This window comes from Aureibacter tunicatorum, from assembly GCF_036492635.1.
Lineage (GTDB): Bacteria > Bacteroidota > Bacteroidia > Cytophagales > Cyclobacteriaceae > Aureibacter > Aureibacter tunicatorum.
Map to the genome: position 1 here is coordinate 1,198,422 of NZ_AP025305.1, position 13,556 is coordinate 1,211,977.

The 13,556-nt window shown below is 39.6% G+C and carries 16 protein-coding genes; 8 read left to right on the forward strand and 8 right to left on the reverse strand.

All coding sequences use genetic code 11. The annotated features are described in order from the left end of the window. Positions 1-40: 40 nt before the first annotated feature. The 7 genes from accC to pdxA all read right to left on the reverse strand — a co-directional run bounded on the left by accC (position 41) and on the right by pdxA (position 6,068). The gene (accC, locus tag AABK36_RS05100) at positions 41-1,399 is read right to left on the reverse strand and encodes an acetyl-CoA carboxylase biotin carboxylase subunit (protein ID WP_309941873.1); all 1,359 of its coding nucleotides are present in this window, start codon (positions 1,397-1,399) and stop codon (positions 41-43) included. 77 nt (positions 1,400-1,476) lie between these two features. After that, positions 1,477-1,983: an acetyl-CoA carboxylase biotin carboxyl carrier protein gene (gene accB, locus AABK36_RS05105; protein WP_309941874.1), complete on the reverse strand. Its 507-nt coding sequence runs from the start codon at positions 1,981-1,983 to the stop codon at positions 1,477-1,479. Between the two features lie 19 nt (positions 1,984-2,002). Next, positions 2,003-2,569 carry an elongation factor P gene (efp, locus tag AABK36_RS05110; RefSeq protein WP_309941876.1) on the reverse strand — a complete coding sequence of 189 codons (567 nt, stop codon included), beginning with the start codon at positions 2,567-2,569 and terminating at the stop codon, positions 2,003-2,005. 120 nt (positions 2,570-2,689) lie between these two features. Then, positions 2,690-3,691, reverse strand: coding sequence for a beta-ketoacyl-ACP synthase III (locus AABK36_RS05115; protein WP_309941878.1), 1,002 nt, complete (start codon positions 3,689-3,691; stop codon positions 2,690-2,692). A gap of 228 nt (positions 3,692-3,919) precedes the next feature. After that, positions 3,920-4,111 (reverse strand): 50S ribosomal protein L32, encoded by a 192-nt coding sequence (gene rpmF, locus AABK36_RS05120; protein WP_309941880.1) that lies wholly within the window; start codon positions 4,109-4,111, stop codon positions 3,920-3,922. A 26-nt stretch (positions 4,112-4,137) separates the two neighbouring features. Continuing rightward, positions 4,138-4,716, reverse strand: a complete 579-nt coding sequence (locus tag AABK36_RS05125; RefSeq protein ID WP_309941881.1) for a YceD family protein — start codon at positions 4,714-4,716, stop codon at positions 4,138-4,140. Between the two features lie 53 nt (positions 4,717-4,769). Then, positions 4,770-6,068: a 4-hydroxythreonine-4-phosphate dehydrogenase PdxA gene (gene pdxA, locus AABK36_RS05130; protein ID WP_309941882.1), complete on the reverse strand. Its 1,299-nt coding sequence runs from the start codon at positions 6,066-6,068 to the stop codon at positions 4,770-4,772. Positions 6,069-6,287: 219 nt separating this feature from the next. Here pdxA and rsmA point away from each other — a divergent pair, with 219 nt between their 5' ends. The 5 genes from rsmA to AABK36_RS05155 all read left to right on the forward strand — a co-directional run bounded on the left by rsmA (position 6,288) and on the right by AABK36_RS05155 (position 10,610). Further along, positions 6,288-7,064 carry a 16S rRNA (adenine(1518)-N(6)/adenine(1519)-N(6))-dimethyltransferase RsmA gene (gene rsmA / locus AABK36_RS05135; protein ID WP_309941885.1) on the forward strand — a complete coding sequence of 259 codons (777 nt, stop codon included), beginning with the start codon at positions 6,288-6,290 and terminating at the stop codon, positions 7,062-7,064. Beyond that, positions 7,061-8,422, forward strand: coding sequence for a magnesium transporter (gene mgtE, locus AABK36_RS05140; protein WP_309941887.1), 1,362 nt, complete (start codon positions 7,061-7,063; stop codon positions 8,420-8,422). Before rsmA ends, mgtE begins: the two co-directional genes overlap by 4 nt. A 62-nt stretch (positions 8,423-8,484) precedes the next feature. Then, positions 8,485-9,414, forward strand: coding sequence for a 2-hydroxyacid dehydrogenase (locus AABK36_RS05145; RefSeq protein WP_309941888.1), 930 nt, complete (start codon positions 8,485-8,487; stop codon positions 9,412-9,414). Between the two features lie 248 nt (positions 9,415-9,662). Continuing rightward, positions 9,663-10,136 carry a transcription elongation factor GreA gene (gene greA, locus AABK36_RS05150; RefSeq protein ID WP_309941889.1) on the forward strand — a complete coding sequence of 158 codons (474 nt, stop codon included), beginning with the start codon at positions 9,663-9,665 and terminating at the stop codon, positions 10,134-10,136. Between the two features lie 72 nt (positions 10,137-10,208). Next, positions 10,209-10,610 carry an HIT family protein gene (locus AABK36_RS05155; protein WP_309941891.1) on the forward strand — a complete coding sequence of 134 codons (402 nt, stop codon included), beginning with the start codon at positions 10,209-10,211 and terminating at the stop codon, positions 10,608-10,610. A gap of 39 nt (positions 10,611-10,649) precedes the next feature. On the opposite strand, the gene ruvC is transcribed toward AABK36_RS05155, so the two are convergent. Continuing rightward, positions 10,650-11,228, reverse strand: coding sequence for a crossover junction endodeoxyribonuclease RuvC (gene ruvC / locus AABK36_RS05160; RefSeq protein WP_309942042.1), 579 nt, complete (start codon positions 11,226-11,228; stop codon positions 10,650-10,652). A 197-nt stretch (positions 11,229-11,425) separates the two neighbouring features. Between ruvC and AABK36_RS05165 the strand changes: the two genes are divergently transcribed. The 3 genes from AABK36_RS05165 to AABK36_RS05175 are packed head-to-tail and all read left to right on the forward strand — an operon-like array spanning position 11,426 to position 13,551. Then, positions 11,426-11,680: a transporter gene (locus AABK36_RS05165; protein ID WP_309941893.1), complete on the forward strand. Its 255-nt coding sequence runs from the start codon at positions 11,426-11,428 to the stop codon at positions 11,678-11,680. Between the two features lie 10 nt (positions 11,681-11,690). Beyond that, positions 11,691-12,938, forward strand: a complete 1,248-nt coding sequence (locus tag AABK36_RS05170; protein WP_309941894.1) for a PP2C family protein-serine/threonine phosphatase — start codon at positions 11,691-11,693, stop codon at positions 12,936-12,938. Then, positions 12,925-13,551 (forward strand): polysaccharide deacetylase family protein, encoded by a 627-nt coding sequence (locus tag AABK36_RS05175; RefSeq protein WP_309941895.1) that lies wholly within the window; start codon positions 12,925-12,927, stop codon positions 13,549-13,551. Before AABK36_RS05170 ends, AABK36_RS05175 begins: the two co-directional genes overlap by 14 nt. Positions 13,552-13,556: the final 5 nt, after the last annotated feature.

The window sequence follows — 13,556 nt, forward strand, 5'->3', positions numbered from 1 at the left end:
AGTCTTGCCATTAGCAAGACTTTTTTATTTATATAGTTTTTTAGTCTTCGTATCTCTCAACAATGCTGAAGTCAAAGTCATCCAAGAACTTCGTTGTGAAATCTCCTGACTGGAACTGCTCATTGTCCATTAGCATTAAGTGGAAAGGTATAGTTGTTTTTATTCCTTCAACAACAAACTCCTGTAGCGCTCTTCTCATTCTGATGATAGCTCTTTCTCTAGTACGAGCTGTTACGATAAGTTTTGCGATCATAGAGTCGTAATTAGGAGGAATTGTATAGCCTGCGTATATGTGGCTGTCAACTCTCACGCCTCTTCCATTAGGGAAATGCAATGTAGTGATCTTACCTGGAGAAGGTCTGAAGCCGTTTGTAGCGTCCTCAGCGTTGATTCTACATTCCATTGAAAATCTTTTAGGCATTTGATTGCCTTCTTTTAGAGGAATTCCTGCCGCGCACTTGATTTGATCTTTGATCAAGTCGATATCAGTAACTTGTTCTGTAATCGGGTGCTCTACCTGAATTCTCGTATTCATTTCCATGAAATAGAAGTCGCCATTCTTGTCCAATAGGAATTCTATTGTACCTGCGCCTTCGTATTTGATTGCTTCAGCAGCTAAAACCGCCGCGGCTCCCATTCTGTCTCTCAAATCTTGATCAACAGCTGGAGAAGGAGTTTCTTCTACTAGTTTTTGGTGTCTTCTTTGGATAGAGCAATCTCTTTCTGACAAGTGGATGGCTTTCCCGTTAGAATCTGCTAAAACTTGAATCTCAACGTGACGAGGCTCTTCGATGAATTTTTCAAGATAAAGCCCATCGTTTCCAAAAGCAGCTCCAGACTCTCTTTTCGCTTCGTCCCAAGCCTTCTGGAATTCGTCATCGCTAGTTACTAGTCTCATACCACGGCCACCGCCACCAGCAGTTGCTTTAAGGATGACAGGGTATTTCATTATGTTGGAAAGTCTAATACCTTCTTCCACAGACTCAAGAAGTCCTTCTGAACCAGGTATTGTAGGCACTCCAGCAGCTTTCATGGTTGCTTTGGCTGTTGCCTTGTCTCCCATTTTGTTGATCATTTCCGGAGATGCGCCAATGAACTTGATTTCATTTTCTTCGCAAACTCTAGAAAATTCAGCGTTTTCAGCTAAGAATCCGTAACCCGGGTGGATGGCATCCGCCGCAGTGATTTCAGCTGCTGAGATGATTCTTGGGATATCCAAATATGATTGGTTGCTTGGGGCTGGCCCGATGCAAACAGCCTCATCCGCAAATCTTACGTGAAGACTGTCTTTGTCGGCAGTAGAGTAAACAGCAACCGTTTTAATGCCCATTTCTCTACACGTTCTGATCACTCTAAGAGCGATTTCACCTCTATTGGCAATTAGTATTTTCTTGAACACGATAATTTGATTTTAGGTTCTCAAATTAGATTAAAAAAGAAAAACATCTCAGAGATGTTTTTCGAGCATTTGAGTTCTTACGAAGGGTCGATTCTGTAAAGAGGCGTTCCAAACTCTACAGGAGTAGCGTCCTCTACAAGAATTTCTACAACTTTTCCTGAAACTTCAGATTCGATTTCATTGAATAACTTCATTGCTTCAATGATGCAAATTGTTTTTCCTGGACTTACAGTATCTCCAACTTTCAAGAATGCAGCAGCGTCAGGGCTAGGTGATTTGTAGAAAGTACCTATCATAGTCGAGTTGATAGTTATGTACTTGTCTTCATTTGACGCTGCAGGAGCCGCTTCAGCCGCAGGAGTTGCTGCCGGTTGAGCTGCCGCAGGAGCAGGAGCTGTTGCAGGTGCTGCCACAGCTGCTTGAGGGGCCGCTGCTACAGGCGCTGATACGATTTGCTCGATAACCTTTGGAGCGTCAGCTTCTCTTTTCACTGAAAGCTTGAACTGCTCAGTCTCTATGTTTACTTCGTTAAGTCCTGATTTTGATATGAAATCAATTAGGTTTTTTATTTCGCTTGGTTTCATAATTTCTTATTCTAATTTCTTATTCTTTTACTCTTTCTACATATGAACGATCGCGTGTGTCTACCTTGATAAGTTGGTCTTGATTGACAAAAAGAGGTACTTGGATTTCTGCGTCAGTTTCCAAAGTGGCTGGTTTAGTCGCGTTTGTCGCTGTATCTCCTTTTAATCCCGGCTCTGTGTAAACAACTCTCAATGTTACGTGAGCAGGCAATTCCACAGTTAGAGGTCTTTCAGTTTCAGCATGGAAAAGTATCTCAGCTTCTTGTCCGTCTTTTATCAAGTCAGCATTGGTGATTAGATTCTCATCAATGGCTACTTGCTCAAAAGTTTCCGAATTCATGAAATTGTAACCGTAATCATCTTTAAAAAGGAATTGGTGCTTTCTTCTTTCAATTCTCGCTGTTTGGATTTTATGGCCAGAAGAAAAAGTGTTGTCGATTACTTTGCCAGTTTCCAAATTTTTAAGTTTCGTTCTAACAAACGCAGGACCTTTGCCCGGTTTTACGTGTTGGAACTCGATTACACTATAAAGGCCGTGGTTGAATTCAATGCAAAGGCCGTTTTTTATATCAGCGGTAGTTGCCATATCGTAATATTTTATTCTAATTAGATCCTTAGGAAAAGTAAATTTAATGGATTTTTGTCTTGTTGAAAAAGAAACAAAAAAAAAGTCTTATAAAACTAAGACTTTTTCAAGGTAATAATACTATTGTATTGGATTATATGCCCATTTGATATAAATAGAGCCCCAAGTAAATCCACCACCAAATGCAGCGAGTATGATATTGTCGCCTTTTTTTAGTTTGGACTCATAGTCCCAAAGGCACAAAGGTATCGTCGCACTGGTTGTATTTCCGTATTTTTGAATATTCAACATCACTTTGTTTTCATCAAGGCCAATTCTTCTAGCTGTGGCATCAATGATTCGCTTGTTGGCTTGGTGAGGCACCAACCAAGCTATGTCTTCATGGCTAAGATTGTTCTTGTTGACAATCTCCTCAGAAACGTCGGCCATTTTGGATACAGCGAATTTGAATACAGTAGAACCGTCTTGGAAGACAAAGTGCTCTTTATTGTTTATCGTTTCAATGCTAGCGGGTTTGCGGCTTCCTCCTGCTTTCATATGCAGTGATTTTTCGCCTATTCCATCAGTTTTTAAGATAGAATCAATCACGCCAAGTCCGTCTTCACTTGGTTCCAGAAGAACCGCGCCAGCACCATCTCCGAAAAGAATACATGTCTGGCGATCTGTATAGTCAATGATCGAAGACATTTTGTCGGCGCCTATGACGATAACTTTCTTATATTTCCCCGTTTCGATATATTGAGCGCCGGTAGTTAGCGCGAATAAGAAGCCTGAGCAAGCAGCATTCATGTCGAAGCTGAATGCGTTTTCAGCGCCTATGCCATGAGAGATGATATTGGCTGTCGCAGGGAACATCATGTCTGGTGTTACCGTAGAGCAAATAATCAAGTCGATGTCTTCAGGTTTGGTGCCGGTTTTTTCAAGCAGCCCTTGAGCAGCCTTGATCCCCAACACTGATGTGCCGGCATTTTCCCCTTTAAGTATTCTTCTCTCTTTGATGCCTGTACGCGTTGTTATCCATTCATCATTTGTGTCCACCATTCTCTCCAGTTCCTGATTGGTTAGGACATACTCAGGAGTGTAACCATGCACGCCTGTTATTGCTGCTGTTATTTTTTTCATAGTATGGAAAGGATTTCGACCCAAGCACGTTAAGCACTCGATTAAAAATATGATGAACAGTCGTGATTCACCATACGTAAAGATAGTAAGAGTAAGGAGAAAATAATGTCTTGTTAGCGAATTTTTGAAAGTAGATTCGCAAAAGGGTAAAAATATGCTCTAAAGTGGAAGAGGATAATAAAAAAGCAGTCCAACATATTAATGATAGGACTGCTTTGCAACTGTTTCTTATACAGCAACTTCTTTTTCCATGTAAACTTTTCCTTTGTAGTAAAGTTTGCCTTCGTGCCAGTAAGCTCTGTGTCTCAAGTGAGTCTCGCCTGTAGTAGGGCAAACAGAAAGCGTAGCAGCAGTTGCTTTTACGTGAGTTCTTCTTTTATCTCTTCTTGTTTTCGACGTTTTACGTTTTGGATGTGCCATTTTTACTTAGCTATTTAATATTTAAATCAATTTTCTTTATTGTTAGACAGTTTTTTTAGCGCTTCCCATCTAGGGTCAACAGCTTCGCTGTCACTTTTATTCTCTTCTTTCTCCTCAATCTCTTCGGAAGCAGTTTCGCTGCTGTATATCAGCCTTTCTCCATCTTCCCATTCTTCTTCATCTTGATATTTGGGATGAAGTTTTTTAAAAGGAATCTCAAGCATTATGAATTCGTAGCATAGCGTTGAGAAGTTGTATTCGTGCACCGCAGGGTGTAGAAATATAATTTCATCATTGCTTTCTTGTTCGGATTCGGAAAATTTAAACAAAATTTTTCTATCCGATTTCAAGTTGTATTCATACGCTTCAAGGCTTCTATCGCAAATCAGCTCTACAAAGCCTTCAATATGAAAGTTGGCGGCAATGACATTGCTTGTCTTTTCCAACGTCAAGTCAATTTTCAAACTGCCTTTGTCAGTAAGGCTATGGTCGAAATTCTTGAAAAAGGAATCTTCAATAATGAAATCATATTGATGGGTTCCTTCTTTAAGATTGACAATGTTAATATTGAAGTCTTTTAAATCTTTCACTTCTAGCTTCCTCAATTAAAGTCTGCAAATTTAAGTATTATTTTCAATAAAAGTAAATTATATTTATTTTATTCTCCCTTTTTTTGATCTCCTTTGTTTACAGCGGATTTGCGTCTAGGAATGAATGGTTTCTTTGATCTACCTTTATGATTGGAAGACTGTTTAGGTTTTTCTTCTTTATTTTTATTGCTTTTGTTTTCAATAACGTCATCAAGATCCTCAAGCTTGTGATCTTGCGTTTCTTTTTCTAGATCTTCAACCAATATGTCCTCGTCTGACTCTTGATAATCGTTTTTTCCTTTTGGCAGAGCCGCTTTTGGATTTGGTTTGCTTGGTTTTTCCGAAGTTTCTGTACGGGCTTTGATTATGTCATATGCCATGAATATCGCTTGGCTCATGGATGTCTCATCAGCTAAATTTTTGCCTGCAATATTGTATGCGGTGCCATGATCAGGCGAAGTTCGAATTAATTGAAGCCCGGCGGTAAAGTTAACACCAGCGTCAAATGCGATAGTTTTGAAAGGAATAAGTCCTTGATCATGATACATCGCTAATACTGCGTCGAATCTTTTGTATTGAGACATTCCAAAAAAGCCGTCGGAAGGGTATGGTCCGTATACTAGTTCTCCTTGTTGCTTGAATTCATTGATGGCTGGAATGATCACGTTGTTCTCTTCTTCACCTAGCAATCCTTCTTCGCCAGCATGCGGGTTGAGGCCCATGATAGCGATTTTAGGTTTGGCGATGCCAAAGTCGCGTTTTAAGCTTTTGATAAGCGTTTTTATCTTGCTTTTAAGTTTTTCGGCGGTAATGCTTTCACTTACCTTGCTTAGAGGAATGTGGCCAGTGATGACGCCGACTCTAAGGCCTTCATGGCATAAGAGCATCACTGAGTCATCTGCTTGGTCAAGTTGTTGGTAATACTCTGTGTGTCCCGCGAACTTGAAATCATCTGCTTGTATGTTGTTTTTATTTATAGGCGCAGTGACAATTGCTTGTATCAATCCTTTTTTAAGATCCTCTGAAGATTGTTGGATGGACATTAATGCGTATTTTCCTCCATCTTCGTTGTCTGTGCCGGGCTTTACTTCAACATTGTCTTGCCAGATATTCAGCACATTGACTTTCTTGGGATTGATTTGGTCGATAGTTTTGGCTTGATGATAGCTGAAGTCATCAAGCTTCAGTTTCTTTTTGTAAAATGCCAGAACTTTGGACGATCCATAAATGATTGGAGTGAAAAAATTGAGTATGCGTTGGTCTGAAAGAGCTTTTATGATCACTTCCGGGCCGATGCCGTTGATGTCCCCAATGGTTATGCCTATTTTGGGAAGTTGGTTTTTTGTATGATTAGATTTGCTGCTCATTGTCGTCCTGTTATTATCGTATTACATTTCATCGGCCTAAAATACTAATCTTTTTCGAATTGCGATATTGAGAGTCAAAAGAAAGTAACATTTAAGGAGATTTCATGTATTTACAATGCGTAGAATCATACTTTGGTTTCGCTTTTTCGAGAACCTTGGATGATTGATGAGGCTACAATGAATTATTATTGTACTTTTGTCGGGAAATAAACATTGAGCATGAAACAAGTAAGAGCAAAGAAGCATTTAGGACAACATTTTCTTGAAGATTTGATGATCGCAGAGAATATTGTGGATTCGCTGACTGGGCATGGTGGATATAAGCAAGTATTGGAAGTAGGACCGGGAATGGGGGTTTTAACTCAATTTTTGGTGCCAAAGCGAGATTATGAAACCACTCTTGTGGATATCGACAAGGAGTCTATTGCTTATTTGAATGAAAGATTCCCAATGCTTAGGGGCAGAATTATCGATGGGGATTTTTTGAGAATGAATTTCAAGGAAATGTTTGATCCCAAGATGGCTATAATAGGCAATTTTCCATACAATATTTCTTCGCAAATATTTTTCAAAATTTTGGAAAATAAAGATCAAGTAACGGAAGCTGTGGGGATGGTGCAGAAAGAAGTTGCAGAAAGGATTGCTTCGCCTCCGAGAAAAAAGGCTTACGGTATCTTGAGTGTGTTTTTGCAAGCATATTTCGATGTTGAGTATTTGTTCACAGTAGGGCCGGAAGTTTTTACTCCTCCTCCAAAGGTGGATTCGGCTGTCTTAAGGTTGAGACGAAATAATGTCGAGAAGTTGGATTGCGATGAGAAATTGTTTTTTAGAGTTGTGAAGCAAGGCTTTCAAAACCGAAGAAAGACTTTGAGAAATGCTTTGAAACCTATGGGCTTGAGTGATGAACTGAGAGAAGACGAGGTTTTGTCATTGCGAGCGGAACAACTTTCAGTTCAGGATTTTGTTGATCTTACGAATAAAATAGCTAATTCATGATTCCAAATGTACCCTTTGAAGTAAGTATTGAGTATGTGCAGCTCCTTAGGCAAGCGGTGGAAGAGAAAGAGAGTGAATTTATAAGGAGTAGCATGGACGGAGTCCTGCCTGCGGATATTACTTCTGTTCTTGAAGAATTGGAAGCGGAGGAATGCAAGTATGTGCTTCAGCAACTGGATATGGAAGTGTCCGCTGAAATATTAGCCGAACTGCAAGAGGATCTCCGCAAAGATTTTTTGAGTTACTTCAAGGATGAGGAGCTAGCCGCGTATTTGGAAGAAATGGATTCCGATGACGCTGTGGATATTCTCAATGAACTGTCTTTGGAGGATAGGGAGAAAGTAATTGCTTACATCCATAGCGAGGAGAAGATCTCCAATATCCTCGACTTGTTGCGCTACGATGATGATTGTGCAGGGGGATTGATGGCGAAGGAGCTTATCAAAGTCAACTACAATTGGAATGTAGTGCAATGCATTGAGGAAATCAGAAGGCAGGCGGAGAATGTTGAGAAGGTTTACACATTGTATGTGGTTGATGACGCGGACAAGTTGATGGGTAAAGTGTCATTGAAAAAAATAATATTGGCTTCGGATCATGTGAGAATAAAAGACCTGTATGATTCCGAAGTAGTGTCTGTGGAAACATACCTCAAAGAAGAGGAAGTCTCTCAGATAATGAGAAAGTACGATTTGGAAGTTGTGCCGGTGGTTAATCTAAGAGGTACGCTAGTGGGGAGGATTACGATTGACGATATCTTGGATGTGATCACTGAAACTGTGGAGGAAGAGCGTCAGATGATGGCGGGTATCTCTGAGGATGTGGAAGAAGCGGATAGTGTTTGGGTTCTTTCTCGTGCAAGACTGCCTTGGTTGGTCATTGGTATGGGCGGAGGCATGCTTGCCGCTCAGTTTATGGGGATGTTTGATTCGGATATTAGCTTGGTTCCCGCGCTTGCGACTTTTGTCCCTTTGATAACAGCTACAGGCGGAAATGTAGGGTTGCAATCCTCTTCCTTGGTTTTGCAAAGCTTGGCGAATCCTTCGATTTTTGAAGATAAGTTATTGAAAAGATTGTGGAAGGTGCTTCTAGTAGCTTTGATGAATGGTTTGGTGCTGTCGACTTGCGTGTTTGTGATCAATTATTTTGTAGGGCAAGCTATCCTATTGGCGGTAGTTGTTTCAGTGGCTTTGTTTTCAGTAGTGTTGCTGGCTTCGCTATTGGGGACGATTACGCCTATAGTCATGGACAAGCTCGATCTGAATCCTGCATTGGCGTCAGGTCCATTTATCACCATTGCTAATGATTTATTGGGCTTGGGCGTATATTTTTCAGTGGCTCATTTGTTGTTTTTTTAAAGTCGGATATCTTTGTTGAGAAGGCCCTTTGAGGAAAGGGGAAATGCCAAATCTGTGAAATTATGAAAATACTTGTTATTGATAAGATGCACGATAGCATCACGTCTTTGTTGGGACAAAAAGGCTTTGAAGTGGACTATAAGCCTAAAATTAGCAGAAGTGAAATATTAGACACAGTTCATGCTTATGACGGCATGGTAGTGAGAAGCAAGACGCCTATTGATAAGGAGCTTATAGATAAGGCGGTTAATTTGAAATTTATAGCAAGAGCAGGAGCGGGCATTGATCAGCTTGATGTGCAAGAGCTTGAAAATAAAGGTGTGCGAATCGTTAATGCTCCTGAAGGAAATAGGGATGCTGTGGGTGAGCATACCATTGGCATGTTGCTTTGTTTGTTTAATAATATTGTGCAAGGTGATGCTCAGGTTCGAAAAGGAATCTGGGATCGAGAAGGCAATCGCGGTGTGGAGTTGATGGGGAAGACTGTCGCGATTATTGGATATGGCAATATGGGTAGAGCTTTCGCTCAGCGATTGAAGTGTTTTGGTTGCGATGTGTTGGCTTTTGACAAGTATAAAGAGAATTACAGTGACGAGTACGCAACAGAGGCGACTTGGGATGAGATTTTTCAAAAGGCTGATATTCTAAGCTTGCATACGCCATTGACTTTCGAAACGAAAGAAATGATAGATAGCGAGCTTTTGAATAAGTTTGCCAAGGATATATATATAATCAATGTCGCTCGAGGAGAGATTGCTCCTTTTTCTGTATTGGAGGAAGCTTTGAAGAGTGGTAAGCTAAAAGGAGCCTTGCTTGATGTGTTGGAGAACGAGAAATTGGCGAAGCTTACCGATGATCAGAAGGAGAACTTTGAAAACTTGGTAAAGAGAGATAATGTGCTGTTTAGCCCTCATGTGGCTGGTTGGACGCATGAATCTTATCGAAAGATAAATGAAGTTTTGACGGAGAAAATCGCTCAATTGTTTGAATAAATTGTAAAGAATAAAAACTATATTTTCGATAATTCGTTATTGGGTTATACAATTTGATAAGTTGTTAAATATTCTTAGTTTTGTGTTGCATGCGGATTTTAGAATGCCTCTCGGCACTTTTGGCATGATAATTTGAGATGGAATTCTTATCATTTTAATCACAATATTTTCGAAACGAATATAATAATAGAATTAATGCAAGACGGTTCTAACTTGGAGTCGTTTTTTGTTTTTTAAAAAAGATAATTATGGCTGGTTTATCATATTACACAGAAGAAGGACTTAAGAAATTGAAGGATGAGCTTCAAGAGTTGAAAACTAAGGGCAGAGCTGATATCGCTAAGCAAATCGCTGAAGCAAGGGATAAGGGTGATTTGAGTGAGAATGCTGAATACGATGCCGCTAAGGATGCTCAAGGCCTTTTGGAAATGAAAATTGCCAAATTAGGAGAAGTAGTTGCTAATGCTAGAATTTTGAGGGAAGGTGATATCGATACGTCTAAAGTGTCTTTGTTGTCTAAAGTCAGAATTAAAAACTTGAAAGTTAACAAAGAGGTTACTTATACTTTGGTTTCGGAAGAAGAGGCTGATTTGAAAACGGGCAGAATTTCAATTAAGTCGCCTATAGGCAAAGGTCTTGTGGGTAAAAAAGTTGGAGAAGTTGCTTTGGTGAAAGCTCCTGCCGGAGAAATTAAGTTCGAGGTTATGGAGATTGGTATGTAATCCAATAATGTATTATATTGAGGAGAACATGAATGTGTTCTCCTTTTTTGTTTAAAATATTTGATAATCGCAATGGCTTCTATTTTTACCAAAATTATTAATCGTGAAATACCAGCGTATATTATCGCTGAGGATGAAAATCATATAGCTTTTTTGGATGTCTTTCCTTTAGTGAAAGGCCATGTGCTAGTAGTGCCCAAAAAAGAGGTAGACTATATCTTTGACTTGGAAGATGAGCAGTACGCTTCATTGCATATGTTTGCGAAGAAAGTAGCGCACGCAGTCAAAGAAGCTATGCCTTGTTTGAGAGTGGGAGAAGCTGTGATTGGCTTGGAAGTGCCGCATGTGCATATTCACTTGATACCTATGCAGGTAATGGATGATATGAATTTTAGCAGGCCAAAGTTAAAGCTTTCGGAAGAGGAATTTGAAGATGCGAGGAATAAGATCGTGGAGGCTTATGAGAAGCTCTAAATGATTGGAATTTATAATTTGATAGCCTGTTTTTACAGGCTATTTTTTTATCCGATTAGGATTCGATTGGATGAAGTCGTCCCAAGAATTGCTTTTTGAAGTTTTGCTGTTTGTGGGTTTAGAGCTTTTTTTGCTTGAAGTCGTGATGCTTGGAAGAACCCCGGAGTTGTAGTGGTGGCAAAGAGCGACTCCGAGAGCGTCAGTCGCATCCAGATGTTCTGGTATGTCGTTTAATCCAAGTTGTTGTTGAAGAGATCGAGCGATTTGTTCTTTGGATGCAGCGCCATTGCCGGTGATGGCTTTTTTTATTTTACGTGGAGCGTATTCCGTAATAGGTATTTCTCGTGATAATGCAGCAGCCATGGCAATGCCTTGGGCGCGACCGAGTTTCAGCATGGATTGAACATTCTTCCCAAAGAATGGAGCTTCCAAAGCCATTTCGTCAGGCAAGTATTCTTCTATTAAACTTAGGACGCGATCGAAAATTTTTTTCAACTTCAGTTCATGCGAAGCGTATTTTTTCAAATGAATGACGCCATATTGCATCACGCTAATATTTTTGCCTTTGATCATGATGACAGCATAACCCATGATGCTTGTTCCTGGGTCGATGCCCATGATTATTTTTTCCTTGGAGTTGTTCAATGTTTTGATTGTCGATCTGCTAATATTTCTTGCAATTTAACTAAAAATATTGGATTGCATCTCTTTTTTTGTCTTTTTGCGAGTGGAAATGAAATTGCGGCAAATATTCTACAAGAAGATTCTTAATCGAATGTTTATTATATTTGCTCTTGATTATAAGCAATGCAAAAATGGAACAACTAGAATTTGATATTTTGGATGAGTTGTATTTCGTGTTGTCATTTGAAAAATTGATGGATGAAATCGATTGCGAATCTAAAGACGATTTGGAAGTGGCGCTTAGGAATATGGTTGACAAAGGATGGGTCAAAGTCATGTCCGATGTGGATACGGATATGGTTGAGGATGAATTAGAATCTTGTCAGTACGAGCATTGTTATTTTTTAGCGACCAAAAAAGGGTTGTTTGCTCATAATACTATGTAAAAGCCTTGCTATGGAAAATGTAATCTCATTGGAGAGTAAATATAAGCTGAAAGAACTGGAATTGAATGCCTTGTTGGAAATAACCAAGGCAATCAATAATAATTTGGCAGAGGAGTCTTTGTATCGGATTTATGAATTTACATTGAGGGCAAGTTTGAATATCAGCAAGCTGGCTTTGTATGTGAATGACGAGATTTGGAAAGGGAAAGTGAATTTTGGCACAAAGATAAACTTTAAAGACAAGGAGTTAGGAAAGGAGTTTTTAGAGCTTGATGGAATTCATGACCTAAAGGAAATGAAATGCGACTCGGACTTTAAAGAGTTTGACAAGGCGATACCTGTTGCTCATAAGACAGAATTGCTTGCTGTCGTGTTTATTTCATATAGAAAGGATAAGGAAAGCGCTGAAAGCTTGGTAAATACCGATTTTGTGCAAGCTTTAAGCAACATCATGCTCGTGGCGATTGAGAATAAAAAATTGGCGAGAAAGCAAATGTATCAAGAGCTTATCAATCGAGAACTCGAAATTGCGGAGAAAGTGCAGAAGCATTTGTTGCCAAAGTCTTTGCCTAATGAAGGCAATGTTCAAGTAGCGGCGAAGTATCAACCTCACCATTCTGTAGGGGGAGATTATTACGACCTTTTGAAGGTTTCTGATGAAAAGTATATAGTTTGCATCGCGGACGTGTCAGGAAAAGGCGTTCCTGCCGCATTGTTGATGTCAAACTTTCAAGCTTCTTTAAGAACAATCGTTAAAAAAACTCATGACCTGAAAGAAATAGTGGAGGTAGTCAATTCTCAGGTGCATAAGGGAGGAAATTCAGAGAATTTTATCACATTTTTTATCGCGATGATTGACAAGGAGCGTAAGCTAATGACTTATGTGAACGCTGGTCATAACCCTCCAATATTATTTGGTAAAGAAGGAGGCGCTCAGCTTTTGAAAAAGGGCTGCACCGTGTTGGGCTTTTTTGAGCCCTTGCCGTTTTTGGAGATAGGAAATGTGGATTTAAGTGGAGGATTTACGTTGTTTTGCTATACTGATGGATTGACGGAGAATTTCAGTCCTTTAGGTGAGGAGTTTGGAGAGTCGAGAGTGATAAGCTATTTGTCTGGAAATATTAATAAGGACTTGGAGGACATTCACCAAGGCTTGGTTTATTCGCTTCATGAGTTTAAAGGGGATAAGCAATATGACGATGATATTACCCTTTTGTCGTTCAGGCTAAAAGATATTCCTTCTGATGATTCCGCATAAAGTGCCAGAATTAATCTCCGATCAGTTTCCTGAATTGATTTGGAGAAAGGATAGCGATAAGCTGTATTTGACTTTTGATGACGGGCCTATACCAAGAGTTACAGAATGGGTGCTGGATGTGTTGCGGGAGAAAGGAGTCAAAGCGACTTTTTTTTGGGTTGGAGATAATGTGAGAAAATATCCGGAATTGGCTCATAAAGTGGTCGATGATGGCCATGCTTTTGGAAATCATACATTCAATCATGTGGTAGGAACAAAAGTCTTTGATGATTTTTATCGCAATAATATTTTGCTTTTCGAAAAGCAAATTGATAAGGAAGGTTTGTCTGATAAATACAAGAAGCTGTTCAGGCCTCCTCATGGACGGATTCGTAAATCCCAGATTGAAAGTTTGGTAAACGAGTATCGTATTGTCATGTGGGATGTGTTGGTCGCTGATTATCTTAAGTATTTGCCGGCCGAGCTTTGTTTGAAATTAGCGATAAGAAATACTAATCCAGGTTCCGTGATAGTGTTTCATGACAGTTTGAAATCAGAAAAATTGTTAAAATATGTGTTGCCAAGATATATTGATCATTTCAAGTCTCTTGGTTTTAGCTTTGATATATTGTAAATAAA